The organism is Lentisalinibacter salinarum, from assembly GCF_040706555.1.
GTDB lineage: Bacteria > Pseudomonadota > Gammaproteobacteria > Steroidobacterales > Woeseiaceae > Lentisalinibacter > Lentisalinibacter salinarum.
The window spans coordinates 839,702-865,329 of the sequence record NZ_JAPDRH010000002.1; the positions used below are offsets into that span (position 1 = coordinate 839,702).

The 25,628-nt window shown below is 67.7% G+C and carries 29 protein-coding genes; 15 read left to right on the plus strand and 14 right to left on the minus strand.

The window, feature by feature from the left end:
* Positions 1–14 precede the first annotated feature (14 nt).
* A complete protein-coding gene (locus ACJMKZ_RS06860) occupies positions 15–1,649 on the minus strand; it encodes a di-heme oxidoredictase family protein (protein WP_405232445.1) in 1,635 nt (544 codons plus the stop codon).
* A 131-nt stretch (positions 1,650–1,780) separates the two neighbouring features.
* Here ACJMKZ_RS06860 and ACJMKZ_RS06865 point away from each other — a divergent pair, with 131 nt between their 5' ends.
* The 3 genes from ACJMKZ_RS06865 to ACJMKZ_RS06875 are packed head-to-tail and all read left to right on the plus strand — an operon-like array spanning position 1,781 to position 3,570.
* Positions 1,781–2,269 (plus strand): DUF2165 family protein, encoded by a 489-nt coding sequence (locus ACJMKZ_RS06865; RefSeq protein ID WP_405232446.1) that lies wholly within the window; start codon positions 1,781–1,783, stop codon positions 2,267–2,269.
* Positions 2,270–2,272: 3 nt separating this feature from the next.
* Positions 2,273–3,145, plus strand: a complete 873-nt coding sequence (locus ACJMKZ_RS06870; protein ID WP_405232447.1) for a class I SAM-dependent methyltransferase — start codon at positions 2,273–2,275, stop codon at positions 3,143–3,145.
* 44 nt (positions 3,146–3,189) lie between these two features.
* Positions 3,190–3,570, plus strand: a complete 381-nt coding sequence (locus tag ACJMKZ_RS06875; RefSeq protein WP_405232448.1) for a thiol-disulfide oxidoreductase DCC family protein — start codon at positions 3,190–3,192, stop codon at positions 3,568–3,570.
* Between the two features lie 8 nt (positions 3,571–3,578).
* On the opposite strand, the gene ACJMKZ_RS06880 is transcribed toward ACJMKZ_RS06875, so the two are convergent.
* Positions 3,579–4,130, minus strand: a complete 552-nt coding sequence (locus tag ACJMKZ_RS06880; RefSeq protein WP_405232449.1) for a GNAT family N-acetyltransferase — start codon at positions 4,128–4,130, stop codon at positions 3,579–3,581.
* Between the two features lie 37 nt (positions 4,131–4,167).
* On the minus strand, positions 4,168–4,590 hold the full coding sequence (locus tag ACJMKZ_RS06885; RefSeq protein ID WP_405232450.1) for a hypothetical protein: 423 nt from the start codon (positions 4,588–4,590) through the stop codon (positions 4,168–4,170).
* 207 nt (positions 4,591–4,797) lie between these two features.
* Between ACJMKZ_RS06885 and ACJMKZ_RS06890 the strand changes: the two genes are divergently transcribed.
* The 3 genes from ACJMKZ_RS06890 (at position 4,798) to ACJMKZ_RS06900 (ending at position 7,230) form a co-directional block, all read left to right on the plus strand.
* On the plus strand, positions 4,798–5,280 hold the full coding sequence (locus ACJMKZ_RS06890; RefSeq protein WP_405232451.1) for a hypothetical protein: 483 nt from the start codon (positions 4,798–4,800) through the stop codon (positions 5,278–5,280).
* Between the two features lie 123 nt (positions 5,281–5,403).
* A complete protein-coding gene (locus ACJMKZ_RS06895; RefSeq protein ID WP_405232452.1) occupies positions 5,404–6,282 on the plus strand; it encodes a retropepsin-like aspartic protease in 879 nt (292 codons plus the stop codon).
* A 180-nt stretch (positions 6,283–6,462) separates the two neighbouring features.
* Positions 6,463–7,230 (plus strand): hypothetical protein, encoded by a 768-nt coding sequence (locus tag ACJMKZ_RS06900; protein ID WP_405232453.1) that lies wholly within the window; start codon positions 6,463–6,465, stop codon positions 7,228–7,230.
* Positions 7,231–7,305: 75 nt separating this feature from the next.
* Here the strand turns inward: ACJMKZ_RS06900 and ACJMKZ_RS06905 are convergent, their stop codons facing one another.
* Positions 7,306–7,746, minus strand: a complete 441-nt coding sequence (locus ACJMKZ_RS06905) for an MgtC/SapB family protein (protein WP_405233149.1) — start codon at positions 7,744–7,746, stop codon at positions 7,306–7,308.
* 50 nt (positions 7,747–7,796) lie between these two features.
* Positions 7,797–7,934, minus strand: a complete 138-nt coding sequence (locus ACJMKZ_RS06910) for a DUF3096 domain-containing protein (RefSeq protein ID WP_405232454.1) — start codon at positions 7,932–7,934, stop codon at positions 7,797–7,799.
* Positions 7,935–8,187: 253 nt separating this feature from the next.
* Between ACJMKZ_RS06910 and ACJMKZ_RS06915 the strand changes: the two genes are divergently transcribed.
* Positions 8,188–8,541 carry a hypothetical protein gene (locus ACJMKZ_RS06915; RefSeq protein ID WP_405232455.1) on the plus strand — a complete coding sequence of 118 codons (354 nt, stop codon included), beginning with the start codon at positions 8,188–8,190 and terminating at the stop codon, positions 8,539–8,541.
* Between the two features lie 13 nt (positions 8,542–8,554).
* On the opposite strand, the gene ACJMKZ_RS06920 is transcribed toward ACJMKZ_RS06915, so the two are convergent.
* Positions 8,555–9,280: an oxygen-binding di-iron domain-containing protein gene (locus tag ACJMKZ_RS06920; RefSeq protein WP_405232456.1), complete on the minus strand. Its 726-nt coding sequence runs from the start codon at positions 9,278–9,280 to the stop codon at positions 8,555–8,557.
* A gap of 210 nt (positions 9,281–9,490) precedes the next feature.
* On the opposite strand from ACJMKZ_RS06920, the gene ACJMKZ_RS06925 reads away from it, so the two are divergent.
* The 3 genes from ACJMKZ_RS06925 (at position 9,491) to ACJMKZ_RS06935 (ending at position 11,199) form a co-directional block, all read left to right on the plus strand.
* Entirely contained in the window at positions 9,491–9,994 is a 504-nt protein-coding gene (locus ACJMKZ_RS06925) for a beta-class carbonic anhydrase (RefSeq protein WP_405232457.1), read from the plus strand.
* 97 nt (positions 9,995–10,091) lie between these two features.
* On the plus strand, positions 10,092–10,685 hold the full coding sequence (locus tag ACJMKZ_RS06930; protein ID WP_405232458.1) for a class I SAM-dependent methyltransferase: 594 nt from the start codon (positions 10,092–10,094) through the stop codon (positions 10,683–10,685).
* 43 nt (positions 10,686–10,728) lie between these two features.
* Entirely contained in the window at positions 10,729–11,199 is a 471-nt protein-coding gene (locus tag ACJMKZ_RS06935) for an LEA type 2 family protein (protein ID WP_405232459.1), read from the plus strand.
* Positions 11,200–11,283: 84 nt separating this feature from the next.
* Here ACJMKZ_RS06935 and ACJMKZ_RS06940 read toward each other — a convergent pair whose 3' ends face one another.
* A complete protein-coding gene (locus ACJMKZ_RS06940) occupies positions 11,284–11,709 on the minus strand; it encodes a hypothetical protein (RefSeq protein WP_405232460.1) in 426 nt (141 codons plus the stop codon).
* Between the two features lie 82 nt (positions 11,710–11,791).
* On the opposite strand from ACJMKZ_RS06940, the gene ACJMKZ_RS06945 reads away from it, so the two are divergent.
* On the plus strand, positions 11,792–12,886 hold the full coding sequence (locus tag ACJMKZ_RS06945; RefSeq protein ID WP_405232461.1) for a PQQ-dependent sugar dehydrogenase: 1,095 nt from the start codon (positions 11,792–11,794) through the stop codon (positions 12,884–12,886).
* A 76-nt stretch (positions 12,887–12,962) separates the two neighbouring features.
* Here ACJMKZ_RS06945 and ACJMKZ_RS06950 read toward each other — a convergent pair whose 3' ends face one another.
* From ACJMKZ_RS06950 to ACJMKZ_RS06960, 3 genes are read right to left on the minus strand one after another with little or no spacing between them, the layout of a single operon-like run.
* The gene (locus ACJMKZ_RS06950; RefSeq protein WP_405232462.1) at positions 12,963–13,172 is read right to left on the minus strand and encodes a dodecin; all 210 of its coding nucleotides are present in this window, start codon (positions 13,170–13,172) and stop codon (positions 12,963–12,965) included.
* Between the two features lie 46 nt (positions 13,173–13,218).
* The gene (locus ACJMKZ_RS06955) at positions 13,219–15,585 is read right to left on the minus strand and encodes an aminotransferase class III-fold pyridoxal phosphate-dependent enzyme (RefSeq protein WP_405232463.1); all 2,367 of its coding nucleotides are present in this window, start codon (positions 15,583–15,585) and stop codon (positions 13,219–13,221) included.
* 8 nt (positions 15,586–15,593) lie between these two features.
* Positions 15,594–16,997 (minus strand): M20/M25/M40 family metallo-hydrolase, encoded by a 1,404-nt coding sequence (locus ACJMKZ_RS06960; protein ID WP_405232464.1) that lies wholly within the window; start codon positions 16,995–16,997, stop codon positions 15,594–15,596.
* A 76-nt stretch (positions 16,998–17,073) separates the two neighbouring features.
* On the opposite strand from ACJMKZ_RS06960, the gene ACJMKZ_RS06965 reads away from it, so the two are divergent.
* On the plus strand, positions 17,074–17,691 hold the full coding sequence (locus ACJMKZ_RS06965) for a DUF1294 domain-containing protein (protein WP_405232465.1): 618 nt from the start codon (positions 17,074–17,076) through the stop codon (positions 17,689–17,691).
* Here the strand turns inward: ACJMKZ_RS06965 and ACJMKZ_RS06970 are convergent.
* Both ACJMKZ_RS06970 and ACJMKZ_RS06975 read right to left on the minus strand, forming a co-directional pair.
* Entirely contained in the window at positions 17,680–18,072 is a 393-nt protein-coding gene (locus ACJMKZ_RS06970) for a DUF1499 domain-containing protein (protein WP_405232466.1), read from the minus strand. The genes ACJMKZ_RS06965 and ACJMKZ_RS06970 overlap by 12 nt on opposite strands.
* 192 nt (positions 18,073–18,264) lie before the next feature.
* Positions 18,265–18,870, minus strand: a complete 606-nt coding sequence (locus ACJMKZ_RS06975) for a PIN domain-containing protein (RefSeq protein WP_405232467.1) — start codon at positions 18,868–18,870, stop codon at positions 18,265–18,267.
* 111 nt (positions 18,871–18,981) lie between these two features.
* Between ACJMKZ_RS06975 and ACJMKZ_RS06980 the strand changes: the two genes are divergently transcribed.
* Positions 18,982–20,298 carry an MFS transporter gene (locus ACJMKZ_RS06980; RefSeq protein WP_405232468.1) on the plus strand — a complete coding sequence of 439 codons (1,317 nt, stop codon included), beginning with the start codon at positions 18,982–18,984 and terminating at the stop codon, positions 20,296–20,298.
* A gap of 31 nt (positions 20,299–20,329) precedes the next feature.
* Here ACJMKZ_RS06980 and ACJMKZ_RS06985 read toward each other — a convergent pair whose 3' ends face one another.
* Entirely contained in the window at positions 20,330–20,833 is a 504-nt protein-coding gene (locus tag ACJMKZ_RS06985) for a GNAT family N-acetyltransferase (protein ID WP_405232469.1), read from the minus strand.
* Between the two features lie 96 nt (positions 20,834–20,929).
* Between ACJMKZ_RS06985 and ACJMKZ_RS06990 the strand changes: the two genes are divergently transcribed.
* On the plus strand, positions 20,930–23,329 hold the full coding sequence (locus ACJMKZ_RS06990; protein WP_405232470.1) for a TonB-dependent receptor: 2,400 nt from the start codon (positions 20,930–20,932) through the stop codon (positions 23,327–23,329).
* Positions 23,330–23,418: 89 nt separating this feature from the next.
* Here ACJMKZ_RS06990 and ACJMKZ_RS06995 read toward each other — a convergent pair whose 3' ends face one another.
* Positions 23,419–24,369, minus strand: a complete 951-nt coding sequence (locus ACJMKZ_RS06995; RefSeq protein WP_405232471.1) for a metallophosphoesterase — start codon at positions 24,367–24,369, stop codon at positions 23,419–23,421.
* 147 nt (positions 24,370–24,516) lie between these two features.
* Here ACJMKZ_RS06995 and ACJMKZ_RS07000 point away from each other — a divergent pair, with 147 nt between their 5' ends.
* Positions 24,517–25,614 carry a hypothetical protein gene (locus ACJMKZ_RS07000; protein ID WP_405232472.1) on the plus strand — a complete coding sequence of 366 codons (1,098 nt, stop codon included), beginning with the start codon at positions 24,517–24,519 and terminating at the stop codon, positions 25,612–25,614.
* Positions 25,615–25,628 lie beyond the last annotated feature (14 nt).

A 25,628-nucleotide genomic window follows, 5' to 3' on the forward strand; every position in this document is an offset into this window, starting at 1 on the left:
CGGCACCGGCGACGTCAGTGCCGCGAGGCCCTGTGAGGGCGATCGCGACGATGCCGCTCGTCGGCCACCGTCACCTGCAGTGACTTCAGGAATTCGATCACCGCATCCCGCTCGTGCTCCGGCAGCGCCTGGTAGGCCTGCCGCGACGCGCGTGCCTCCCCGTCGTGGGCCAGCGTCGCCTCCCGCAGCGTGGTGTAGCGGCCGTGATGGAAATACGGCGGCTCGCTGGCCGCGCCCCACAGCCGCTTCGTCAGGAACCGCCGGTTGCCGGCGAAGAACGCCGGCGAGCCTGCCGGGTGATTGATGTCGATGGCTTCGCCGCCGGGGGCCTCCGGTCCGGCCGTGATGTCGTGCAGCTTCAGGTCCGTGAAAGCGGGCACCCACACGACGCCGTCGCGCGGCTCGAGCCGCCGGCCGGGCAGGTCGTCCCGGGTGAGATCCACGCGCAGCGGAGGCGTGTCGCCGGGCTGCAGATTGCCGGGCGGGTTGTAGGGGTTCGGCTCCGTATACACCCAGCCCTCGTCCACCAGCGGCAGGGCGGGCACGTGGCAGTCGGCGCAGCCGATGCGCCGGAACAACTGCCCGCCCCGACGCACGGCCCGCCGGGCCTCCCGGCCGCGGGGCAGCACCTGGCGCGGCGGCGGCAGCGTCGCCTGGAACAGGGTCGCCGCGGTGATGTCGGCGCGGGTCAGCTCGTCGGCGATCCCGTCGCCGTCGCCATCGACGCCGTCGCCGAAGCGCTCCGCCGCCTGCATGCCGTGATGATGATTGAACGCATTGCTGGTGAACTGGCGGATGGAGACCGCGCTGCCGGACTGGTGGAACGGATGGATGACCAGGCTCGGCGGGTCTTCGGCGCCCGCGCTCGCCAGGCTCTGCGGCGGCAGGCCCTCCACCGCTGAAACATCCCAGGCGCCGTCCGCCTCACGGCGGATCACGCCGAAAGACACGCCCTTCGTCTCCAGTTCGAGCGCACCGCCGGGCGGCGTGGCATCCCGGATGGTCTGCAGCTCGGCGGTCATCTGGCGAGCGAGCATCTCGATGTATCCGGAGCCGTACATGCCGGGCGTCGCACGGAAATTGCCGATGCTCTGCAGCGTGGTGAAGGCACCCGTCTCGTCCCGCGAGCCCTTCAGCGGCACCGTGTCGTCCACGTCGAAGCTGGCGAAGTCGAAACGCTGGGCGGCCACGAACACGCCGGTGACGAAATCGCCGCCGCCGCCGGGCCGACCCGCCGGCACGTTGTGGCAGCCGGCGCAGCTGTTGGCGTCCCGCCCCGACACGCGATTGAAGCTGCGGGGAAAGACCAGCGGTGCGGTGGCATCCGCGAGCGGGCCGCCGGTACCGTCGCTGAGCGGCCGTCCGGCGCCTTCCGCGGGCGTCCAGCGTGCCATGAATGCGGCCTCGCCGCGGCGCAACAGCTCGTGCAGCGGCAGCCGATGCTCCTCGCCGTCCTCGAGCCGCCGGTAGCCCGAACGCTCTGTACCGATCCGCCCGGCGGAGGATTCGACGATCCGTTCAGCCAGTGGTCCGGCGACTACTTCAGCGGGCGCCCCGGCGGCCACGTCCGTGCTCATCAGCAGCAATACGACGAGAGCCGCTGTCACCGACCCTGCGCCGGCGTCCTTCCTCCCATGGTTCGTGTCCATGACCTCCTCCCCGGTTCGGTTGCGAAGGCGGCCGACACTAGGCCCGGCCGGCGGCGCGGGCGACCCGAATATCTGCGATGACGGGCGGGATTGGGTAGACTGGCGCCGTGTCTCTTGGGGGGAGCACCGCCATGCCGATCCGTTACCTGAAGATCGTCCTGATCGTGTTTCTGGGCCTGCTGGCCCTTTTCTATGGCCTGCAGAACATCGTCAATCTGGAGGCCGCGCACCAGGTGGTCGCCGCCGTCCTGGCGATGGCCAACCACGAGTACTACGCCTCGTCGCTGGGACCGCCGGTGACGAGTCCGGTCCTCTCGGGCCTGGCGCTCGCCGTCATCATCGCCGGCGAACTCGCCGCGGGTGTGGTGGCACTGAAGGGCGCATGGGACCTGTGGGCGAACCGCAGCGCACCGGCAGCCGCGTTCAACGGCGCGAAGACCTGGGCGCTGATGGGCGCCGGTATCGGCATGATCGTGTGGTTCGGCTTCTTCCTGTCCATCGGCGGGTCGTGGTTCCAGATGTGGCAGACCCAGCTCGGCGCGCAATCCCTGGACGGCGCGCTGCAGTACTTCCTCTGCTGCGCCATCGTCTTCATCATCGTCAACATGGACGACGCCTGACACTTGGACGACGCGCCGAGCCGCACCGCCTTCGGTACCGCCTTCGCCCGCGCAGTGCACCGGCGCATCGACGATGCGCCGGCCGTCCTCGACGACGCCGTCGCCGAACGGCTGCTGCCCGCCTATCAGCAGCGCTACATCCGCCGCCTCGGCCGGCTGTCCCGATTCTGGCGCAGCTACTACGTGCGCCAGGCCGACGCCTTTACGGCCTTGCGCTCCCAGGTCGTCGTCCGCTGCCGCTACGCCGAAGACGCCCTCGCCGAGGCACGCGCCGACGGCGCGGAGCGCTACGTCATACTTGCTGCCGGCCTCGATACCTTCGCCCTGCGGCAGCCGCCACCAGCGATCGGGGTGCTGGAGATCGACCACCCCGCCACCCAGCGGTGGAAGCAGGATCTGCTGCGCAACCGGGGCATGGAGCTGCCGCCGGAACTCGAACTCCTGCCGGTGGATTTCGAGACGGTGCAGCTGGGTGACGTGTGGCCCGTCCGCGCGGACGCCGACTTCGTCTCCTGGCTGGGCGCCACCTACTACCTCAGCCGCGACGCGATACGGAACACGCTGGCGACGCTCGCGGCCTGCACCGCGCCCGGCTCCCGCATCGTCTTCGACTACTGGAGCGCGCATCCGCCCACCGCCGCCGGCAATCTGCTGCTGTGGGGTACGCGGCTGGCCGTCGCCCTGCAGCAGGAACCGATGCTGAGCTTCTTCGACCCGGACGAGATCGAGAGCCTGGCCATGGACGCCGGCTGGAGCGTGACGGAGCACCTGACGCCGGCGACGCAGAACGAACGTTACCTGGACGGGCGCCAGGACGGACTCGTGGTCCCCTCCTTCGCTCATCTGCTGCAGCTCACGAACGCGGCCGAAGGCTGAGCCCGAGCTGCATCGGCTGCGGCCGCCGGTCCGAATATCCCGCCATGAGCACCGCCACCGCCCATGCCGACGTCACCGTCTGGTACGACAGCGAGTGTCCCTTGTGCCTGCGCGAGATCGGGCTGATGCGGCGGCTCGACCGCCGTGGCGCCATCCGCTTCGTCGCCATCCAGGACGGCGGCGGCTGCCCGCTCGATCGCTCCACGCTCCTCGAGCGCTTCCACGCGCAGGAGGACGGCCGGCCCATCGTCTCCGGCGCGGCGGCCTTCGCTGCCATGTGGCGGGCCATCCCGCTGCTGCGCCCGCTCGGCGTGCTGGCGCGATTCCGCCCGGTGCTGTGGCTGCTCGAACGGCTCTACCGGAGATTCCTGCGTATCCGACCGTGGTTGCAGCGGCGTTTCAGGAGCAGCAGCGATCCCGCGTAGGAGGGCCTTCAGGCCCGACCCGCGCCCCCCTCCAACAGCACCCCCCACACCAGCGTCTCCCGCCCCCCCAGCCGCAGCCTCTGCCTGAGGCCGAACCCCAGCTTCTCCAGCACGCGGATGGACGCGGCGTTGTCCGGCGAGACCAGCGCCACGATGTCGGCGACGCCGAGGCCGCGTCCGTATTCCAGCACGGCCCGGGCCGCCTCCACGGCATAGCCCCGCCCCCGCGCCTCCGGCAGAAAGGCAAAGCCGACGTCCGTGACGTCGAGTTCCTCCCGGTACAACAGGCCGCAGACCCCCAGCGCCTCCCCGCTCTCCCGCCTGCCCACGAAGAACTGCCCATAGCCCGGCTTCGGCTGGCAGGTCCATGCGCCCTCCAGGATGAAGCGCCGGGCGTCCTCGACCGTGGTCAGCTGCTTGTCGCCGATGTGGGTGCGGAACGCCTCCTCGTTCACGAGGCGGAGCAGGAATTCGGCATCGTCCTCCCGCAGGCAGCGCAACGTGAGCCGCCGGGTCTGCGCGACGGGCCTCCCCTCTGCATCCTCCGGGGCGGTCGTCACCGATCCTCGCCCGCGTCGCCCGCCACGCCCGGGCGGCTCAATCCCCCGCCCCCCTCATGCCGCGGGACCAGGCTTCCTTCAGCACCGGATATTGCTCGATCTTCAGCATCTGCTTGCCGGCGGCCCGGCGCGCGGCGGCACTGCCGGCCCGCTCCTGCGTGATGCGCCGCTGTTCGGCGTAGGGGAGCTGAGGCATCGCATTGATGCGGGTGGCCAGGCGCTGCAACTCGCCGCTCAGTTCCTCGATCCTGGGCGCCGCGGCCGCGGCCGACTCCTCGTCGGTGACCCCCTCCAGCACGCCGGTGATCTCGGCGATCAGCCCGCGCTGGGCGTCCATGGCCTGCTCGTAGGCCGCCACGTCATCGCCGGGCCCGGCATCGGCAATTTTATCGGTATTGGTCTCGTTGCCGCAGGCGGCAATGACGAGCCCCGCGGCCAGCATCAGCAGCGATCGGATCATGGACGAACTCCCGGATGGCACGACGCCGGATTCTACATGTAGGAGGGGCTTCAGCCCCGATCCCGGCCGGGCCGACCCCGCCCGGGGCCCCCGGTCCCGAGCCCCGGGCGGCAATTCGGATCGGGCCTGAAGGCCCTCCTACCTGTCAACCGAAGCGCCGCCCGCGCGTTGATGGATTACGTCAACAGCATCTGCAGGAGCAGCACCATGCGACAGGAATGGTTGGGGATCACGGTTCTGGGCGCCCTCGTCTCCCTTTGGGGACCGGCGCTGGCGGACCATAACAGCAAATGGGGCGAAGGCACGGCCAACATGCCGAACGACATCCACAACAGCCGCATCGAGACGATGGGCGACAACGAGACGTTCCGCGACTTCGTGCGGAAGGGTAACGGCGCCGACTCAGTCAACCGCTATGCCTCGGAAGGCGACGAGACGCAACCGGGCGCGGCCGCCCGCGAGAAGGCTGCCGACCGCAAGGCCGCCGAAGCCGGCGATGGCGGCGACCGCGTGCGCGAGAACACCCGGGCACAGAAGCAGGAGCACCAGGCGGCCGAAGCCGCGCGAACCGGATCCGAGGCACGCAGCATCGAGCGCATCCGTGCCGAGCGGCGCATCGAGACCCGCTCGCGCGACGGGCTGAGAGGCAACGCGCGCGCCGCCAGCCGCGCCGGCGGCCGCGGTCGCTGACCACAGGCACCTCAGGCGCCCCCGCCCCCGGGGCGCATGCCTGCCGGCGGGTCCAGGGAAGGGCCCGCCGGCTTTCTTCGGCGGCTGTGCTAGATTTGCGGACCCGATCCCGGAACCGAAACCATGCGCGCGTCCGTCGCCGTTACCAGGCTCTGGCCCCTGCTGCTGGCCGCCGTACTCGCTGCCTGCGCAACCCCGCCGGCTGAACCGCTCCGCGTCACCGGCGAGCGGCTTTTCATACCGGTGACCATCAACGGCATCGAGACCGAGGCCCTGCTGGATTCCGGCGCCGAGATGACTCTGATCGATGCGCATTTCGCCGATCGCCTCGGACTGACGTACGCGGGCGAGCACGTGGCGAAAGGAACGGGCGGCAGCCAGTCCATCCGCTTCGCGGAAAATGTCTCCGTCCGGGCACCCGGCTTCGCCGCGGACGCCGTGACCGTCGCCGTGCTGGATCTGACGGACATCTCGGCCCGGCTCGTCGGCGAACCGGTGCACGTGGTGATGGGCCGGGAGATCTTCGACTCGGGCCGCTACCTGGTGGACATCGCGGGCCGGCGCTTCGAACGCGTACCGAGGTCTTCCCCGCCGCCGGGTATCACCCTGCCTCTCACCGAGAACCGCGGCATACGGCAACTGCCGGTCAGCATCGACGACCTGCCGCCGACGGCTGCCGACTTCGACCTCGGCAACGGCAACGCGGTCCTCGTCGGCCGGGATTACGCCGTCGCCTCGGGTCTGCTCGAGGCGCACCCGGTCGTCGGCACGAAAGCGGGCGGCGGCATCGGCGGCGAGCTGGAACGTGATCTCATCGTCGTGGACCGCCTCCGCGTCGCCGGCGTGACCTTCGAGGGCGTGGCCGTCGCCATCGATCCCACGCCGACGGCTGCTGACGTCAACATCGGCGTCCCCATACTCCGGCAGTTCCTAATTACGGTCGACTTCCCGCAGGACACCATCTGGCTGCAGCCCCGGCGGACCCTTGGACACACCCCCTGACCGGCGTGCCCGCCCCGGCCCCGGGCGAATTTCCCGAGCGGTTTTCGAGAGCGAACTTCCCGGGAAACTTCCTGAGCGCGCGGTCTAATTCCGGGGTAATATGGTTGCGGATGCGAGCGTCGCATCCATACCAATAACGACAAACAACCGACAGTCAAAAAAGAACCAGGGGGATACATCATGAAGACACAACTCACGGCACTGTTCGTGGCCGGCTCGCTGTTGCTTCTCGGCGGGCCCGCGTCGGCGCAGGACGGTCCACCGGAGATAAGGCCCGCCGAGTTCTTTCCCTGCACCTTCAACGAGGGCAAGGACATGGGCGACCTGGAGAAGGTCATCGCCCGCTGGAACGGATTCATGGACGACAACGACGACTCCGGCTACCAGGCCTGGCTGCTCATGCCCGACTTCGTCAGCGGCGATCACGCCGGCTGGGACGTCGGCTGGCTCGGCGGATGGCCGAGCGGCGCGGCGATGGGCAAGAGCCTCGATATCTGGCACACGCAGGGCGGCGAGCTGCAGCGCGCATTCAACGATGTGGTGACCTGCGCAGCGCACATGAACTATGCCGTCATGCCGATGAGAGAGGCCACCGGCGAGCCGCCGAAAGCGCCCCTCCTGACCTTCGCCGACTGCGAAGTGGAGCGTAGTGCCAATATGGAAGTGGGCCTGGGGGCGGTCCGGGAATGGATCGAGTACGAGACCTCTGCCGGCGGCGACTCGCCGCACTGGGTCTTCTTCCCGGCCTACGGCGAGCCGGTGGACTCCGACTACGACTTCAAATGGGTGACCGGCTACCGCGACTACGCGGCCTTCGGCAAGGACTGGGACGTCTACGCCAACGAGGGCGGCTGGCAGAAGGCCCAGCAGATCTTCCCCGGTGCGCTGGAATGCGACAGCCCGCGCGTCTACCGGGCGAAGCCGATCCGGCTGCCCGACGGGAGCTGATAGACCGGACCGACCGGCGGGGGCACCACGGCCGGCGCTCCTGCCGGGCGGTGGGCCGAAGGGGCGCAGGCCCTGTCAGGACCCGTCGCCGCTCCGGGTCGGGTCCTGCTTCAGTCGCTGCACGTAACGCAGCGTCACGAAGTTGACCAGGGCCATGACCATCGCGATCTCGTAGCGGCTGAACGCGACGGCCATGCCGATCAGGCCCGTGTTCCAGATGCTCGCGGCGGTGGCGGTGCCGCTGACGTTGCCGCCGCTCTTCAGGATGGCGCCGCCGCCGATGAAACCGATACCGGTGATCAGTCCCTGCAGTATCCGCGACTCCGCCTCGGTGGACGTGAGCACCGAAATGCCCACCAGGGTGTAGCCGCAGGCGGCCACGGCCACCAGCGGGAAAGTCCTCAGTCCGGCGCCGCGGCTCTCGCGCTCCCGGTCCCACGCGACCGGCAGCGACAGCACCCATGCGATCGCGAGCTGCCCCAGGTGGAATACCACCTGCGACCACGCCACCTCCATCGGTGGGATGGGTAAGCCGGAGTCCGCCGACATGACGTTTACATCCGGGCCTATACGCCCATCAGACCGGCGACGCCCACCAGAATGAGGTAGCCGGCCACGACGTAGTTCAACAGCCGCGGCACCACCAGGATCAGGATGCCCGCGAGCAGTGCCACAAGGGGCTGGAAAGCAAGGTGTATGGTCATATCTGTCCCGCCGACCGTGCCGGGCCGGCGACTCTCTTCAGCTTCGTCCCCCCGGAGGATGCAGGGAACATGCCAGCCGCAACCTGCCGGGCCGCAGGCCCGCGGACACGCCGCGCCCGGCTGTCCGTGGCAAGGCCTGCGCAGAACCTTGCAGAAATTGCACTTTCCGACCGGCCCGGCCGCTATGCGGACGAACCTCGACAGGAGCTGAAGCCCGCTGCCGCCCGGACGGGCTCGGTGCTAATCTGTTCAAATGGACGGCCTGTTCAACAGACTGCACGACCGGCGTGAGCCGCCCGGCATCGAGCTGGACATCCTGCGGCGCATGCCGCGGATCTTCCTGCTCGGCACCGCCGCGCCGTTCGTCCTCTCCGGCCTGGTCCGGCTCTGGCTCGCCGGCGACACCGGATTCGACGTGGCGAAGCGCGTCGCCAGCGTGGACATTTTTGCGATCGCGCTGGTCGTGACCTTCTGGACGGCGGCGCTCACCGTCTCCATCGCGTGCTTCATCATCTTCGTGATGAAAGGGCCGGGCTACGTGGCCGACGCCTACCACCTGAATGATGCGCCGGAGCCGGCTGCCCGGCCGGACAGACTCCGGCCCTGACCGGACGGGCCGGTCAGACCGGCCCGTAGACCTCCCGCATCACCTCCCCCACGTCGGTCATCGCCTGCGCGCCATCGCCCTCGTAGGCGGCGCCGTGCATCGTGGCGCAGACCCGGGGGTTCAGGGCGGCGAGCCGTGCCAGGTGCGTGCCGGTATCCGGCGTCCAGGGCATGTAACCGGCCATCGGGCCCTGCTGGTAGGTGGTCAGCGTCTCGCGAAAGCGCTCCGTGACGCTGTTGCCCGTGGCCGCCTCTACGTCGCCGAGCTGGTGCAGCAGATCCGAGCACAACAGCACCCGCTCGGTCTCCTCGAACAGCATGGCGGCATCCCAGCCATGTGGCAGGTGAGGTGTCGCACAGAAGTGGAACCGGCGCGCGCCGGTCTCGAAGGTCTCGCCGTCTTCCAGTATGCGCGGCGGCCGCTCCGCATAGTCGCCCAGGAAGACCATCGCGCCCACGTGGCTGCTCACGGCGGCCGCAGCCGGCGCCGCCTCGAGCCAGCGGTTCAGCGATCCGCACTCGTCCGGCTCGAAGTGGCTGAAGCCGATCCAGCGCAGGCTCGCCGGGTCGATCACCTTGCCGACCGCCTCGTACACCGCCGGGAAGAGCGACCGCATGCCCGTGTGATAGAGCAGCGGCTCATCGTCGCGGACGAGGAACTGGTTGAACTGGATGCCGGCCTCGGGCACGAAAGTGGAGATGCGGAACACGTCCGCGGCGATCTCGGTGATGGTGGTCATACCGCTCCCCCTGATCTGACGACCAGTCCGGAGCATACGCCGTTTCCGACGAGACGGCACCGGCCGTGTCCGGCCATATCCGGCCATATCGTCCGGCCATTTCGGGCCATATAACGGGATGGAATACCGCGGTAACAAAGCTCTATTTCACGTCGGAGGCGCGGGCCGGTAGCCTTCCGGACCCTGTACCCACCAGCCGGGAGAGAGATCATGTCTGCAACCGAGGAATTCCTTGCCGCAAACGAACGCTACGCGGAGACCTTCGACAAGGGCGACAAGCCCATGCCGCCGGGCAAGAAGGTGGCGGTGGTCGCCTGCATGGATGCGCGGCTGGAGACCGGGCGCCTGCTCGGGCTGGAGGAAGGCGATGCCCACGTGATCCGCAACGCCGGCGGCGTGGTCACCGACGACGTGATCCGCTCGCTGGCCATCTCCCAGCGGCTGCTCGGCACCCGGGAGATCGTGCTGATCCACCACACCGACTGCGGCATGCTCACGTTCAAGGACGATGCGGTGAAGGCGGAGATCGAGGAGGAGACCGGTGTGCGGCCCCACTTCGCGCTGGAGGCCTTCCCCGATCCCGCGGAGGACGTCGTGCAGTCCATCCGCCGCATCCGTAACAGCCCCTTCGTCCCCCACAAGGATGCCGTGCGGGGTTTCGTGTACGACGTGAAGACCGGGCGGCTGAACGAGGTGGAGGCAGATCGGGGCTGAAGCCCCTCCCACATCGGGCCGCTTGACCCGAGGCGGCGGGGATGCAAGCCTGAAGGGGTGACTTAACCCGGCGTGCACCGCCGGAACGGAGCGCTGCATGCCCAAAGAGACCTGGAGGTTCTTCCAGGCCTTCATGAAATCCCCGATGGTCGTGGCCTCGGTCGTACCGAGTTCGCTCTTCCTGAAACGCCGCATCGTCGCGGCAGCGGATCTGGCGACTGCCAGCGTCGTCGTGGAACTGGGTGCCGGCACCGGCGGCACCACCCGGGCATTGCTCGAGGCCATGGACAGCCGTGGCCGGCTGATCGCCATCGAGCGCACCGCCGACTTCGTGCCCGGGCTGGAGGCCATCGAGGACGAGCGCTTCGAACTCGTGCACGGCTGCGCGAGCGCCATCGGCGAGGTACTGGCGGAGCGAGGCTACGCCGGCGCAGACGTCGTCGTCTCCGGCATCCCCTTCTCCACCATGCCGGAGACGCTCTCGGCAGAGATCATCACGGCGGTCCACGACGCCCTGAACCCGGGCGGGCGCTTCGTCGCCTATCAGTTCAGCGGCCGCGTGGCCGAATACACCCGACCGGTGATGGGCCGCCCGACGATCCAGCGCGAGATCCTGAACGTGCCGCCCATGCGCGTGTTTACGTGGGAGAAGAAGCGGGCCGACCTCGACGCTGCCGCCAACGCGGCGTAGTCTGGATGGGGCGCGGGTATCCGCGCCTGCCGGGAGTGCCACCGTGACGCGACTATCCCTTCCCGCCATCGCCATTGTGACCCTGGTGACGCTGGCGCTCGGCCTGGGCGCCTGCACGGGTCTGCGGCCGGGTTTCGAGACGCCGACCGTGACCGTGAGTTCCTTCCGTCCGCTGCCCGGCGATGGCGCCGTGCCCCGCTTCGAGATCGGGCTGCACATCGTGAATCCCAACCGGGAGGCGCTGAAACTGCAGGGCCTCGCCTATACCGTCAGCCTGGAAGGCCGGGAACTCGTGAAGGGTGTGGACAACGACCTGCCCGTGATCGAGGGCTACGGCGAAGGGGACGTGACGCTGGTGGCGACCCCGAACCTCCTCGGCGGCATCCGCCTCGTCACGGACCTGATGGCGAGCCCGCGCGATAAATTCTCCTATGCGCTGGAAGCGAAGCTCGACGTCGGCCGCTTCGCGCCGGCGATCCGGGTGCGGGACGAAGGCGAGATCGCGCTGCAATAGCTGCAGGAGGGCATGTAGGAGGGGCTTTAGCCCCGATTTTTCGGTTCGGGGCTAAAGCCCCTCCTACATGCCCTCCTACCCCTCCTATCCGGTCGTTCTGGCGTAGAGGTAGCCGCCCACGGCTCCGCAGAGCGCCTGCACGAGCAAGCCGCCGGTGCTGCGGGCGACAGCGACCGGAGTGATGTCGAATGCGGCGTGCAGGGCGAGATGGATGGTGGCCATCGCCACCGCGCCCGCCAGGGTGTAGAGCAGGTAGCGATAACGGGGCAGCCATTTCAGCAGCAGCGCCGCCACGCCGAAGGCGATGACGAATCCGATGACCAGCATGGGCAGGAACGACGTGGCCATGCCGCCGAGATCGTGGACGATCATCTCCAGCCGCGTGCCGAAACCGACCTCCGCACCCATGCCCTCCAGGCTCGCGGCGACGTGCTGGCTGGCGGAGATCACGGCGAGCAGGTAGGTCACCGCCACGGCGAGCACGAAAGATCCGATCCGTCTGAGCCACATGGCCTGCACCCTCCCCCGCGCTACAGCAGCGCCGGAACCGGTGCTAGGCTAGCACAGTCGTCAGCCCTCCAGCGGAGCCGCCATGTGCAAGCGTCTCGTCCTTTGTCTCGTCCTCATCGCCTCGCCGGCGCTCACCGCGGCGCAGGAACCGGATGACCGCGACTACCGCCTGGAGCAGGTTGCCACCGGCCTCGACATGCCCTGGTGCATCGCCTTCCTGCCGGAGGGCGGCTTCCTGGTCACCGAACTCGGCGGCACGCTGCGGCGCGTGAGTGCCGACGGCAGCATAGGCGATCCCGTCGGCGGCGTGCCGGCCGTCTACCGGGCGAGCCAGGGCGGACTGTTCGACGTGCTGCTCGCGCCGGACTTCGCGAGCAGCCGCGTGCTATATCTCTCCTATGCCGAGGGACCGCCGGACTCCAACGCCACCGCGGTCGCGCGGGCGCGCCTGGAAGGTGACGCTCTCGCCGGCGTCGAGGTGATCTTCCGCGTCGCACCGCGCAAGGACACGCCGGTGCACTACGGCGGCCGCCTGGCCTGGCACCCCGACGGCACGCTGCTGCTCACCACCGGCGACGGCTTCGACTATCGGGAGGCGGCACAGGACCTCGGCAGTCAGATGGGCAAGGTGATCCGGATGAACCCGGACGGCTCGCCGGCGGACGGCAATCCTTTCGCCGAGGCGCCTTACGTGTGGAGCTACGGCCACCGCAATCCCCAGGGCCTCTCGGTGGCGTCCGACGGCACCGTCTGGCTGCACGAGCACGGACCGAAGGGCGGCGACGAGGTGAACGTCGTCGAGCCCGGCGTGAACTACGGCTGGCCGGTGATCACATACGGGCTGGACTACAACGGCGCCTACGTCTCGCCGTTCACCGAGATGGAAGGCATGCGCCAGCCGCTGCACGTGTGGACGCCGTCCATCGCGCCGTCCGGCCTGACGGTGTACGAAGGCATGCTGTTCCCGGAGTGGCGGGGCGACCTGTTCGTGGGTGCGCTGGTCGACAAGGACGTGCGCCGTCTGGACGTCGAGGGCGGCGAGATCGTCGCCGAAGAAGTGCTGTTCGGGGAGATAGGCGAGCGCATCCGCGACGTGGCCACGGGGCCCGATGGCGCCATCTACATCCTGGCGGAAGGCGAGCCTGGCACCCTCTGGCGCGTGACGCGCTCAGATTAATGCAGGAGGGGCGGTAGGAGGGGCTTTAGCCCCGACTCATTATCAAGAATCGGGCCTGAAGGCCCTCCTACGTGATTCAGTCCTCGATGCGGAATCCGATCTTCACCGTCACCTGCCAGTATTTGACGGCATCGCCTTCGATGTAGCCGCGCGTCTCGGTGACCTTGAACCAGTCCATATGTTTCACGGACTCGCCGGCCTTTTTGATCGCCTTCGAGATGGCGTCGTCGGTGCCCACAGTCGAAGAGCCGGTGACGTCGATCTGTTTATAGACATGGTCTTCCATGCAGAAACCTCCTGTTTCTTCGATGAGTACACGGCCAGTGTAACGGCTATCCGGCCGCCGTCTCGAACCCGACTCCGGCGAGCACCCTGTCCATCACCTCGACGAGGCGGTCCGCGTGCGGCCGGGAGAAGACGAGCGGCGGGCGTATCTTCAGCACGTTGTCGGCGATGCCGGTGCGGCCGACGAGCACGCCCTCGCGGCGCATGCCGTTCATGACGGCGCGAGCGATTGCCGGCGCCGGCTCCCGCGTCTCCCGGTCGCGCACCAGCTCCACACCGGCGAACAGCCCCGCCCCGCGCACGTCGCCGATGGCCTCGTGCCGCGACTGCAGCCCGACCAGCGCCTCACGCAGATAGCCGCCGGTCACGCGGGCGTTCTCCTGCAGCGCCTCGTGCTCGATCACATCCAGTACCGCCAGCCCGGCCGCACAGGACACGGGGTTACCGCCGAAGGTATTGAAGTACTCGAAATCGCGGGCGAAGCGCCCGGCGATCTCCGGCGTGGTGATCACCGCCGCCAGCGGATGACCATTCCCCATCGGTTTGCCGAGCGTCACGATGTCCGGCACCACGCCCTGCAGCTCGAAGCCCCAGAAGTGATCGCCGGTGCGGGCGAATCCGGCCTGCACCTCGTCGGCCACGCAGATGCCGCCCGCGGCGCGCACCCTTTGCCAGGCATCGGCGAGATACCCCGCCGGGGCTGTGAAGATGCCGTCGCTTGACCAGATCGTATCGACGAAAAAGGCCGCCGGCCGATGGCCCCGATCGGCCAGCCCTGCGATCGCCTCGTCCAGCGTCGCGCCGTAGCGCGCGGACGCATCCTCACCCCGGAACGGCCCGTTGTAGACGTCCGGCGCCGGCACGGTCGCGACCCGGTCGGGCGTCCGGCGTTCCGGCAGTTCTTCCGGCGAGAACGCCGCCACCGCCATGGTGTTGCCGTGGTAGGCATTGCGGCTGACAATCGCGCCGTCCCCGCCGGTGACCGCCTGGGCCATCTGCCAGGCCAGGTCGTTGGCCTCGCTTCCGGTGCAGACGAAGAAGCAGACGGAGAGTTCGCCGGGCAGCCGCGCGCCGAGACGCTCCGCGTAATCCAGGATGTGCTCGTGCAGATAACGGGTGTTGGTATTCAGCGTGCGTGACTGGCGCGCTATCGCCTCCGTCACCGCCGGATGGCAATGGCCGACGCAGGCGACGTTGTTGTAGGCATCGAGATAGGCGCGGCCCGATGCGTCGTACAACCAGACTCCTTCGCCGCGGACGATGTGCAGCGGCTCGTCGTAAGTGAGCGAGAGCCCGGGGCCGAGCAGGGCACGGCGCCGCTCGCGCAGGCTGGCGTCGCCATAGCCATTCCCGCCGCGCCGCTCCGTGGCGGCAGGCAGCCCGAGCTCGTGCCGCAGTACCCGCGTCGCCTCCCGTTCGTCGATCGCCTCCAGCCGCTCCATCGTGCGCAGGGAAGCCTCGTGGCCGCCGAGTATGTAGTCGACGTTTTCCGGGTGCTCCCGGGCCCGCCAGGCGCAGATCGCCACCGAGGTGGCGAGCCGCAGCTGCACGAGATGGAACAGGATGTCGACCTCGGCCGGCTCCAGCGGCCGCACCGTGTGGAAGGCGGCAGCGATCTCGGCGAGCACGGCGAGCTCGTCGTCGTGGCCGATGACCTGGTAGGCCGCCAGCACGGCGAGATCGTTCACCAGCGGTGCGTGCACCATGTCGCCGAAATCGATGATGCCGCTCACCCGCTCCGGATCCTCTGCACTCACCAGTACGTTGTCCGGGTTGAAATCGTTGTGGATCACCTGGGCACGCAGTGCCGCGAGCGCCGCCTCGCCCCGTGACGCATACCGGTCGAAGACCCGCTCGGCCAGTTCCCGGCCGCGGCGCTCTTCGATGTGTACGGCGAGTTCGCGCACCGCCGCCGTCTGGTTGACGTCCCACAGCAGGGGATGACGCGCCGCGGCGTGGAAGAAACCCTGCAGGGCGCGGCCGAGCGCCGCCAGCGTGGCGCCGAGATGGCGCCTGAGTCCGGGTGTCGAGGACACGTCGCCCACCGGCACGCCGGGCAGATAACTCACCAGGCGCACCAGACTGCGGCCGCCGGGCAGATCCACCGACTGCAGCAGCTCACCGTCGGGTCCCGGCTCGATACGCGGCACGGGCAGGTCCGGCGCGGTGCGGGCGATGTGGTCCAGCGCCCGCGCCTGGAAGTCGAGCACGGCCGGCGATTCGGCGGCATTGGAGACCTTCAGCACGAACTCGCGGCCGTCGTCCGCCGTGTAGCGGAAGTTCCGATCCCGCTCGCTGTCGAGCGGAGTTGCGCTGCCTGGGAGGGCGTAGTGCTCGCGCACCAGATCCGCGGCCTGTTCCGGCGTCAGGTCCGGAGCCGGCGTGGTCATCAAGCGTAGGGGGTCGGTGGTCATCGGCCGGGTCACTCGGCGGCGCCGATCTCCATGACGATCTCCCAAAGGAAGCGCACCATCTCCTTCAGCGACTCCTCGGCCACGCGCTCGTTGTCGCTGTGGGCGCCGTAGCGGCTGTTGATCTCGGCCAGCGTGCGTGCCGGGCCGATGCCGTAGGCCTGCACGCCCTTCGCCCTGAGCTGGGACATATCCGTGGCGCCGGTGGCCATCACCGGCAGCGTGGTCGAGCCGGGATAGAGCCGCTGAGCCACGCCCTCGATCACCTGGAACATCTCGTTGTCGATGCCGGACGGCGGCGCCTCCGGGCGGTAGATCTCCTCGGGCACGATCTCGATGGCCGGGTTGTCGATGAGCGCGGCGAGCTTGTCATAGAAGCCGTCTACGTCCTCGCCGGGCAGCATGCGGATGTCGAGCATGGCCTCGGCCTCGGACGGGATCACGTTGCGGCGGAAGCCGCCGTCGACGATGGTCGGCACGACAGAGGTGCGCAGAGCCGAGTAATGATAAGGGTCGTTCTGCCGGAACCAGGCGTCGATCTCAGTCTGGTGCTCCGGATTTTCGACGTTGGCGTAGCGCCAGGATGTCTCGCCGTCGGTGAGCTCGGCCATGCGCCGGAAATACGCGCGAGTGGTCTCGTTCAGCCGTATCGGCGTCTCCCAGTTGCCGGCCTTCGCTACGGCCTCGGCCAGCATGGTGACGGCGTTGTCCGTGCGCGGCATCGAGCCGTGACCGGCCGTGCCCCGCGCCACCAGCTTCGCCCGCCGCGGCATCTTCTCCGTGGTCTGGATACCCACCACCTTCACCTGGCCGTCCTCCAGCCGGTTGGTGCCGCCCTCGGCGATCGCGTACTCCGCCGCGATCTTGTCCCAGTGGTTCTCGATCATGTACGTGATGCCCCACTGCGGCGTGCCCTCCTCGCCGGCCTCGGCCAGGAAGATGACGTCCCGGTCCATCTCCACGCCGAGACGATTCAGCAGCAGGATGACCATGAGCCCGGCCGTCACGTTGTCCTTGTCGTCCAGCGTGCCGCGGCCCCAGACGTAGCCGTCCTTGCGCAGGCCGCTGAACGGCGGCTGCGCCCACTTATCCGCCTGCACGCCCACCACGTCCGTGTGGCCCATGATCAGTATCGGCGCTTTCGTGCCGTTGCCCTCGTAGCGGGTCACGAGATTGGCGCGGTCCGGATCCAGCGCGTACGTCTCGTATGCGATGCCCTCTTCCTGCAGCACCTCGCCCAGATATTCCGCCACCTCGGTCTCGTTGCCCGGCGGATTCACCGACTCGATCTGCACCAGGTCCACGAGGTAGCCGATGGACTCCTCGCCGACGGCTTCCCAGTCGACGAAGTAGCCGCTCTGGGCGGCGGCGGTGAGGGGAAGAACAATGAGTGTCGCCGCTATGGTCTTGAGCATGGAAGCACCTTGCACGAGTTCGGGTACAGTTTACTGAATCGGGTAGACTGGCGCCGTTCGGGCGGGGAGCAGAACGGTGCGGGTCAAGGGAACGATCACGTCGTGGCACGATGACAAGGGATATGGCTTCATCAAACCAATCGATGGAAGTGCCGATGTCTTCGTGCATGTAACCGCTTTCCGTAACCTGAGCCGGCGGCCCGCAACTGGCACGATCGTTTCCTACGCGCTGAGCAAAGACAAACAGGGCAGGCCCCGCGCCACAAGCGCAACGCTAGCCGGCGACCGGCTTCCGGTCAGAAAGAGGCTGGAGACCAGCCGGCTGCTAATTGCGCTCGCACTCGGGTTTCTGGCTTTTGCGGGTGGCGCCGTCTTCACAACGGGCTTGCCATGGATCGTATCGACCGCCTATCTGGCTGCCAGCACTGCAAGCTATCTCGTCTATTGGCTGGACAAGGCGGCGGCTCGAGCGGGCGGGCGACGTGTCCCTGAGAGCACACTACACCTGCTGGCGCTCGTCGGCGGATGGCCCGGCGCACTCTTGGCTCAGCAGCAATACCGGCACAAGACACGGAAGCCGGAATTCCGGATAGTCTTCTGGTTCACCGTCCTCGGGAACATCGCCGCGTTCGTCTACCTGATGACCCCGACGGGCAGCACGGCGTTGAGCGAGTTCATCGCGTCATTCGATTGAGCTGAGCGCCGTTCGCAGCGCATCCAATCGCCGTCGATTCTTGCCGAGGTCGGAGTAGCCGAGCCGCGACGACGAACGCATGGCGATCACTCGCTCCTCCGGCCGCAGGTGGAAGACGACGTCGTCGACGAAGCGCAGGATCTTCGTGCGGGCCTCGGCACGCAGGTAGTTGTCGCGCTGATCGACGATGGTGTACGAGGAGTCGTTCTCCACGTAATCAACCAGCCGCTGCCAGGCATCGTCCGGGTCACCGTCGATCTTCAGCGGCTCTATATGATGAGTGCCGTCCGAGGGCTCGGCATCACTGGAGACGCAGTTCGGCGTGGACGGGCACGGCGGCAGCCGGCCGGCCTCGGTGAGTTCCAGTTCGGGTCCGGTCATGGTGGCACAGCCTGTCAGGATGAGAATCGCGGCGGCAAGGGCCGCGGGATGCAGTCGGTGGCTCACGGGCGAATGATAGCCCACGCTCGAAGAAGGAGCCTTTTCAGGAAGGGCTCTTTGTGGGAGGGGCTCTTTGTGGGAGGGGCTTTAGCCCCGATTCACTAATCAATCGGACCTGAAGGCCCTCCTGCATCAGCGGCGCGTGATCGGGCGCGCGTAGTGCACCGTCTCCCCCTCGAAGCGCACGCAGCCCTGCTCTACCAGCGCCTCCACCAGCGCCTGCACCTCGGCGAAGTCGATTTCGCGGCCGAAATGGGAATGGACCAGGCGCATGAGCGTGCGGCGACGCCGGGGCCGGGCGAGGCCGCGGGAATGGAGATTGCGGATCACCTCCGCCACTCGCTCCTCCCGGGAGCTCGCTGTCGTGGCACCGAGGAACGGCAGCTCCGCCAGACTCCGCGCCCTGCGCACGGACATGCCCTCCGCTCGCAGCTGCGTGATGAAGGCATCGAGACCTTCGTCGGGCGAGACGACGTGCAGGTGTGCCTCCGGTTCCCGTTCGGCCATGCGGCCGAGGTAGCAGGCGATGTGGAGTTCGAGGGCGCGACGGCCGTCGCCGGTCACGGGCACGTAGGTCGCCCGCTCGCCCAGGGCCTGGACGGAAGAGACCAGGTCGAAAGGCAGACTCGCTTCCGGATCGCCCACGAAGAGAAAGACCCGCACAGGCTGGCCGTGCAGCGGCGCCAGATCGTCCGGCTGCACGTTCTCGTAATCGATGAGGATGCAATGTTTCCCCATGCTGCCCCCTCGAGGCCGCCCTGCGGATGAGCTTAGCACCGCGGCGGCGTTCCGGCATTTCCCGGCCGCAAAAAACGGGTACACTGCGGCGTGCTCAGGCGGGGAAGCCTCTTGTCGAAGAAGAACATGCTCGATAGCCGCAGGGGTCGCCTGACCACCTTCGGCATCCTCTACATCTGCGAGGGCATCCCGCTCGGGTTCGCCGCCGTCGCCATCGCCACCTACATGCGCCGGGCAGGCCTGGACGTGGCCCAGGTCGGCGCCTTCGTCGCGTCGTTCTACCTGCCCTGGGCGTTCAAGTGGGCCTGGGCACCGCTGGTGGACCTGGTGACGCTGAATCGCTTCGGCGGGCGCAAGGCGTGGATCGTGCTGTGCCAGGTGCTGATGATCGTCACGCTGTACTTCGTCGCCCAGCTCGACTACACGCAGCACTTCGACCTGCTGATCACGATGGTGATCGTGCACAACGTGTTCGCCGCCACCTGCGACGTGGCCATCGATTCGCTGGCGGTAAGCAGCCTGCGCGAGGAGGAACGCGCCCAGGGCAACGGTTTCATGTTCGCCGGCGCCTACATCGGTCAGGGTCTCGGCGGCGGCGGCGCCATGTTCGTCGCGGGTCTGTACGGCTTCGATGTCTCCTTCCTCTACGTCGCCCTGCTGCTCTGCCTGGTGCTCACCTTCGTGGTCTTCTTCGTGCGGGATCCGGCCGCGGGTGCAGCGGTGGCGGCGCGGCTGCACGGCGTATGGCAGGCGTTTCGCGATTCCGTGACGGGTTTCGCGCGGGAACTCGGCATCGGGCTCTTCCGCTCCGGCAAGGGCCCGCTGATCGGCGTGGTCTTCGCGCTGACGCCGATCGGCGCCATGGCGCTCTCCGGCGCGGCGTCCACCGCGCTGCAGGTGGACCTCGGCATGAGCGACAGCCAGATCGGGACGCTGAACATCTACGCCATGATCACCTCGGGCGCCGGCTGCGTGGTGGGCGGATGGCTCGCCGACCAACTCGGCAAGCGCAGGATGCTGGCGCTGTTCTACGCGCTGACCACGCTGCCCACGCTCTGGCTCGCCGTGGCCCTCGGCGGCGGCGCCGGCGTCGAAGGCGTCACCATCAACCAGTACTTCGCCGTGGCCATCGCCTTCTATCTCTGCATGGGCCTGCATTACGGCGTGGGCGCGGCCATCTTCATGGGCCTCACCAACCCGGCCGTCGCCGCCACGCAGTTCACGGGCTTCATGGCGCTGCAGAACCTGACCATCTCCTACTCGAATGCGTGGCAGGGCGTAGCGGTGGATGCGTGGGGCTACAGTGCGATGTTCTACCTGGATGCGGCGCTGGTCGCCGTGCCGATCCTGCTGATCCCGTTCCTGACCGACCGCCAGCCGCAGGAAGCGCCGCCGTCGCCGGCCCGGCCACTCCCGGAGGCCAGCTAACGTAGGAGGGGCTTCAGCCCCGATGCCTCACTCAAAGATCGAGCTCCATCCTGATCAGCACGCCCTCCCCGTCCCAGAGTTCTTCGCGGCTCTCGGACACGAGGCGGAAACCGAGCGAATCGTATAGCCGCCGCGAGGCCTCCAGCCCGTCGGTGGTCTGCAGGAAAACGCGCCGCATGCCCTGCCGCCGGCAGTAGTCGAGGGCCTGCTCGACCAGCCGCCGGCCGAGCCCCGCGCCGCGGACTTCCGGCCGCGCGAGCACCCATCGCAGCTGCCCGGCATCCTCTCCCCGACGGGCGATGGCGCAGCAGCCGACGAGCTGAGCGCCCTGCTCGGCCAGCCAGACCCTGCCCCGGGCTGCGTTGTCCAGCACGAATTCGGCGATGGTCCTGGCCACGAAGGCCTCGAAGCGCAGCCCGTAACCCTCCGCCTCGCGTTCGTAGATCTCGCCGTGCAGCGCCACGATGCGGCCAAGGTCGCCGCAGCGAAGATCGGTGCGGATCGCTATACCGTCTGCTGCCTGGTCGTCAGACATGGTCGCGTGATGCTTTATTACAACAGGAAAAAGTAGTGGGCTTTAACAATATACCCTGCTAGATTGCAGGTACACGACTTATCGGGGGAGAAAGTCATGAAATGTTGCGTATACGCTACGGTTGGTGGCCGGCATCTGCTGGCCGGTTTCGTCGCCCTGACGCTTCTGTCGGGTGGCGCCGCACAGGCCCAGCAGGAAACCATCGAAGAGGTCGTCGTCACGGCGACGAAGCGTGAGTCACGCATCCAGGACGTACCGTTCTCCATCAACGTGCAGACGCAGGAGGATATCCGGCGGCTCGGTGCGACCGATCTCGAGGAACTCTCTCGCAGCATCGCGGGCCTGGCCATCCAGAATCTCGGCCCCGGCCAGAGCCAGGTAGCCATCCGCGGCGTGTCCGCCGGCCAGATCGTCCGCGACCAGCCGGGCGTGAAGGAACAGGTCGGGGTCTATCTCGACGAATCGGTCATTTCGCTGTCGCTGTTCACACCGGATTTCGACCTGTATGACCTCAACCGTGTGGAAACGCTGCGCGGCCCCCAGGGTACGCTGTTCGGTTCCGGGTCCATCGGCGGCACCATCCGCTACATCACGAACCAGCCGCAGCTCGACCAGTTCGAGGGCTCGGTGGAGGCGGAGCTGAATACCGTAACGGACGGCGAGGTGGGCGGTCATCTGAAGGGCATGATCAACGCACCCTTCGCCGACGGCCGGGCCGCAATTCGCGCCGTCGGCTACACCACCCAGTACGGCGGCTTCATCGACGCCCTGCGCGAAGGCGGCGGCGTCGACGAGGACGTGAACAGCGGCTCGCGCAACGGCGCCAGGGTCGCACTCACCTTCACACCCACCGACAACCTCACGATCACGCCCCGGGTGGTCTACCAGGAGATCGAGACCGACGGCTTCAACCGCCAGGAGGTCTACAACCTGTTCGCCAACCCGTACACCACCACCCGCCCGGCGATTCAGCTCGGCGAGCGGGAGCAGTATCTGTTGCTGAGGGAAGAGTTCTCCGACGAAACACTGCTGTCGGACCTCGTGGTCGAGGCGACTGTGGGCGACTATGCAGTCACTTACGTGGGCAGCATCATGGACCGCGACATCCTGGTGAGCCGGGATGCGAGCGCACTGACCGGCAGCGTCTCGGTGGATCTGGGCTATCCGGACGAGGCGGTCACCCTGCCGTCGAATCTCCGCGATACGACAGACCTCAAACAGACGACGCACGAGCTGCGCGTAACCTCCGTCGCACCGGGGCCGCTGCAATGGGTACTCGGCGCGTTCATCTCGGATACCGAGCGCGAGTACATGCAGCGCCTGCCGACGCCGGGCTATGCCGATTTCACCGATGCCACGCTCGGCGCCGGAACGTCCGCGGCCGTCGCCAACGGGTTCCCGAATCTGGACTCGCCGTTCAACTCCGACCTGTTCTACGACATCCAGCAGACGGCAATCTTCGGCGAGGCATCGTATGACGTCACGGATCGCCTGAACATCACCGCCGGCGGGCGCTGGTACGACTTCGACGAGGACCGCACCATCAGCACCGGCGGCCTGTTCGCGGCGGGTGATTCCAACGTCCAGGACCAGACTTCCTCGGACGGTTTCACGCCCCGCTTCCTCGCCAGCTTCGACGTCAGCGAGAACTTGACCATCAACGCACAGGCCGCCCAGGGCTTCCGCCTCGGCGGCGTCAATGACCCGCTGAACGTCACGCTCTGTTCCGACGAGGACGAACTGATATTCGGCGCATTCCAGGACTACGACGACGAGACCCTCTGGAACTACGAGATCGGTCTGAAGTCGCGTTTCGACAACGGCATCACGTTCAACGCGGCGGCGTTCTACGCCGATATCGAGGACCTGCAGGTGACGCTGGACGCCGGGTCCTGCTCCTCTCGCATCTCGTTCAACGTGCCGGAGGCCGAAAGCACCGGCGTGGAGTTCGAACTCGGCGGCATGCTGACGGAGGCGCTTGAGTTCTCGCTCATCGGCTCCGTCATCAACTCGGAGTTCAAGTCGACGGTCACGGACGCCACCGGCTCGGTGCTGGGCGGCGTCCAGGACGGGAACCGGCTCGCCTCCGTACCCGAGCTCCAGCTCGCCGCCACCGGCACCTACTACTTCCCGCTGAACTTCGGCGGCAACCAGTCGGATGCCTACGTCTCGGCCACCGTCCAGCACGTGGGGGATCGGTTCACCCAGCCGGGCGACCAGGTTCCGGGCGCCGGCGAGTTCGTCTCCGGCCTGCCCTTCGGCGGCGCGACCGGTAACGAGGTGACGAGCGTCGATCTGGAGCTCGATGCCTACACGATCGTGAATCTGCGTGCCGGCATCCTTAAAGAGACCTGGGACGCGGTCCTCTACATCGATAACCTGACGGACGAGAACGCGGACCTGTCCTTCGACCGGGAACGCGGCGGCCGCGCGCGGCTCGCATTCCGCACCAATTACCCGCGCACGGTGGGCGTGACCGTCCGCATGCGCTTCTGAGATCCGGAGCATGTAGGAGGGCCTTCAGGCCCGATTGATCAATGTATCGGGGCTAAAGCCCCTCCTACAGGCCCCTCCTACAGGCCCTCCTACATGCGATCGACGGACACGAAGCGCTCGCGGCTGAGTTCCACATCCCCGTCGTCCCAGCGGTAGGCCACCAGCTTGCCGCCTTCCTTCGCCACGCTGTAGTCCAGGCAGGCGATGTTTGGCGCCAGCGGTGCGGGCTCGCCCTCCAGCCAGTAGTGGCCCACGAAGCAGGGCGGGTCGTCGTGGGAGTACTCGACGAGGTGGTCGCCCTCGATGGGGTCGTCCGGGATGTGGGTCTCGACGGATTCCGGCCCGAAGTGCGCCTCCCGGTAGGTCGTGGCGTGCGAGTCCCACCAGCGCACGCGGATGCGGTGGCGTTGATTGCCGCCCTTGTCGCGCACCGACTTGCCGTCCGGCAGGTCGATCTCCTTGCCCTTCAGCAGCGAGTCGATGGCCTCGTGCTGCCAGGTGCCCGGCTCGCTGCCGGCCACCAGGAACGCCTCTGTGAGATGCTGCCCGCCCACCTCCGCGCGCACCTCCGAGAGCAGGTGCGGGTCCCAGCAGGCATGAATCACCCTGAGTGCGCCGAGGTCCAGCCACATCGGCAACGTGCGGAACCAGTCGAGCGTCTCGCGCATCTCGTCCTCGCGGCCTTCGTAGGCGCTGATGAAGGCGTCGTGCTGGTCCCGGTTCTTTTTCGACCAGGGCCGCAACGGCTCGCCGGTGTCCGGGTGCGGCGTGTGGAAACCCAGCGCGTTGAACTCGTGGTTGCCCATGACCGCCAGCGCCGCACCCGAGTCGATCATCGGCCGTACCACGTCGATGACCGCCCGCTGATGGGGTCCGCGGTCGATGAAGTCGCCGAGGAAGATGACCTCGCGGGTGGGGTGCCGCCAGACACCGTCCTGCTCGGTGTAGTCGAGCTTCTCCAGCAGTCGGACCAGGGGATCGGCGTAGCCGTGGATGTCGCCGATGAGATCGTAGCCCTGTGGCGGATGGGGGTGGGTCATGAGGATATTCTAATGTAGGAGGGCCTTCAGGCCCGATTCCGAATCGCTAATCGGGCCGGAAGGCCCTCCTACATGGCATTCGGGCGATTTGACAGGCACCGCCCGCAGGCGGATAAAGGACGCTCACCCGCCGGACAGGTGATCGCCTTGAACGGTATCTCGGCGCGGCATCGCGGGACTCTCGCTCCCGCGCAAATTCCAGCGGCAGCACTGCTGCTGGCGACGATGCTCGTGTCCGGTACCGCGCCCCGCGCCGAATCCATCCAGCCCGGCTTCTTCTACCACGACCCCTCCGGCATCCGGCTGACCGAGGCGCGGTCCGGCGCCGCATGCGTCGAGGACGAGAAGCCGACCGGCGTCTGCGAAACGGCACACAAGATCCTGATCACCGGCGAGGAGACCTGCGACTACCCGCCGGACAAGCGCTACCCGTGTACCTGGTTCGGCTACGAGTTCGATTATCAGGATGCGACGCCCGGCACCGATATCGAATGCACGGTGAGCCGCACCGATCCGCGCGGCCGGCGCACGACCGGCGAGTATAGCCATCGACTGGCGGACGCCAGTGGCCACATCTTCAAGGCGGACTTCCGGACCTATGCGCCGGTCGAGGAACGGGTGATCCTCGCGGAGGTACACCAGTGCGCCTATCAGGGCGAACTCGTCTCCACCGTGGAGTTCCTCATCTACTACGAGCCGGGCACCGGGATCGCCGCCGCGGATGCAGCCGGAGATGACGACCCGCTCTTCGCCGAAACCCCGAACGCGTGTTCCGATCCCTACCTGACGGAACGCACGGCCGAAGGCCTGCTGAATGCCCCGGCCGTGCGCAAGCATGCAGCCTCCGAGCACATCCCGACTTTCTGGAGCCAGTGCCTGTACGGGGGCACCGGCGGCGGGCGCGGCAGCGTCGGCTACGCCTTCAAGTTCATGCTGTCGGACATGTTCGATGTGGACAAGGTCGAGCGCCGGCAGATCATCTTCAATGCCACCTTCGCCCAGGGCAATGCGCCGCTGAAGGAGGTACGCGAGGACCTCGGCGACCTCGCCTTCGTCTTCGAGGAAGGCAACCGCAGCACGCTGTTCGTGATCACGGGCATCAAGGGTCCGAAGGACGGCGCCAACCGCTCCACCGAGTTCACTGCGAACTACTACATCGAGCACCCCGAGATCGGCCACGAGGACCGCATCGCGAAACTCGTCGAGCAGGCCGAGCGTCACTTGCGGGAGTGGGGGGTCGACTGAGACCGAGCCGGCTG

Coding starts and splice junctions, on each gene's coding strand:
- ACJMKZ_RS06940 (WP_405232460.1), bottom strand. CDS start 11,709: ATGTGGCTCAGACGGATCGGATCTTTCGTGCTCGCCGTGGCGGTGACC.
- ACJMKZ_RS06985 (WP_405232469.1), bottom strand. CDS start 20,833: ATGTCTGACGACCAGGCAGCAGACGGTATAGCGATCCGCACCGATCTT.
- ACJMKZ_RS06990 (WP_405232470.1), top strand. CDS start 20,930: ATGAAATGTTGCGTATACGCTACGGTTGGTGGCCGGCATCTGCTGGCC.
- ACJMKZ_RS06995 (WP_405232471.1), bottom strand. CDS start 24,369: ATGACCCACCCCCATCCGCCACAGGGCTACGATCTCATCGGCGACATC.
- ACJMKZ_RS06905 (WP_405233149.1), bottom strand. CDS start 7,746: ATGGAGGTGGCGTGGTCGCAGGTGGTATTCCACCTGGGGCAGCTCGCG.
- ACJMKZ_RS06875 (WP_405232448.1), top strand. CDS start 3,190: ATGAGCACCGCCACCGCCCATGCCGACGTCACCGTCTGGTACGACAGC.
- ACJMKZ_RS06895 (WP_405232452.1), top strand. CDS start 5,404: ATGCGCGCGTCCGTCGCCGTTACCAGGCTCTGGCCCCTGCTGCTGGCC.
- ACJMKZ_RS06890 (WP_405232451.1), top strand. CDS start 4,798: ATGCGACAGGAATGGTTGGGGATCACGGTTCTGGGCGCCCTCGTCTCC.
- ACJMKZ_RS06925 (WP_405232457.1), top strand. CDS start 9,491: ATGTCTGCAACCGAGGAATTCCTTGCCGCAAACGAACGCTACGCGGAG.
- ACJMKZ_RS06930 (WP_405232458.1), top strand. CDS start 10,092: ATGCCCAAAGAGACCTGGAGGTTCTTCCAGGCCTTCATGAAATCCCCG.
- ACJMKZ_RS06945 (WP_405232461.1), top strand. CDS start 11,792: ATGTGCAAGCGTCTCGTCCTTTGTCTCGTCCTCATCGCCTCGCCGGCG.
- ACJMKZ_RS06955 (WP_405232463.1), bottom strand. CDS start 15,585: ATGACCACCGACCCCCTACGCTTGATGACCACGCCGGCTCCGGACCTG.
- ACJMKZ_RS06865 (WP_405232446.1), top strand. CDS start 1,781: ATGCCGATCCGTTACCTGAAGATCGTCCTGATCGTGTTTCTGGGCCTG.
- ACJMKZ_RS06885 (WP_405232450.1), bottom strand. CDS start 4,590: ATGATCCGATCGCTGCTGATGCTGGCCGCGGGGCTCGTCATTGCCGCC.
- ACJMKZ_RS06900 (WP_405232453.1), top strand. CDS start 6,463: ATGAAGACACAACTCACGGCACTGTTCGTGGCCGGCTCGCTGTTGCTT.
- ACJMKZ_RS06860 (WP_405232445.1), bottom strand. CDS start 1,649: ATGGACACGAACCATGGGAGGAAGGACGCCGGCGCAGGGTCGGTGACA.
- ACJMKZ_RS06915 (WP_405232455.1), top strand. CDS start 8,188: ATGGACGGCCTGTTCAACAGACTGCACGACCGGCGTGAGCCGCCCGGC.
- ACJMKZ_RS06975 (WP_405232467.1), bottom strand. CDS start 18,870: ATGGGGAAACATTGCATCCTCATCGATTACGAGAACGTGCAGCCGGAC.
- ACJMKZ_RS06920 (WP_405232456.1), bottom strand. CDS start 9,280: ATGACCACCATCACCGAGATCGCCGCGGACGTGTTCCGCATCTCCACT.
- ACJMKZ_RS06960 (WP_405232464.1), bottom strand. CDS start 16,997: ATGCTCAAGACCATAGCGGCGACACTCATTGTTCTTCCCCTCACCGCC.
- ACJMKZ_RS06950 (WP_405232462.1), bottom strand. CDS start 13,172: ATGGAAGACCATGTCTATAAACAGATCGACGTCACCGGCTCTTCGACT.
- ACJMKZ_RS06970 (WP_405232466.1), bottom strand. CDS start 18,072: ATGACCGGACCCGAACTGGAACTCACCGAGGCCGGCCGGCTGCCGCCG.
- ACJMKZ_RS06910 (WP_405232454.1), bottom strand. CDS start 7,934: ATGACCATACACCTTGCTTTCCAGCCCCTTGTGGCACTGCTCGCGGGC.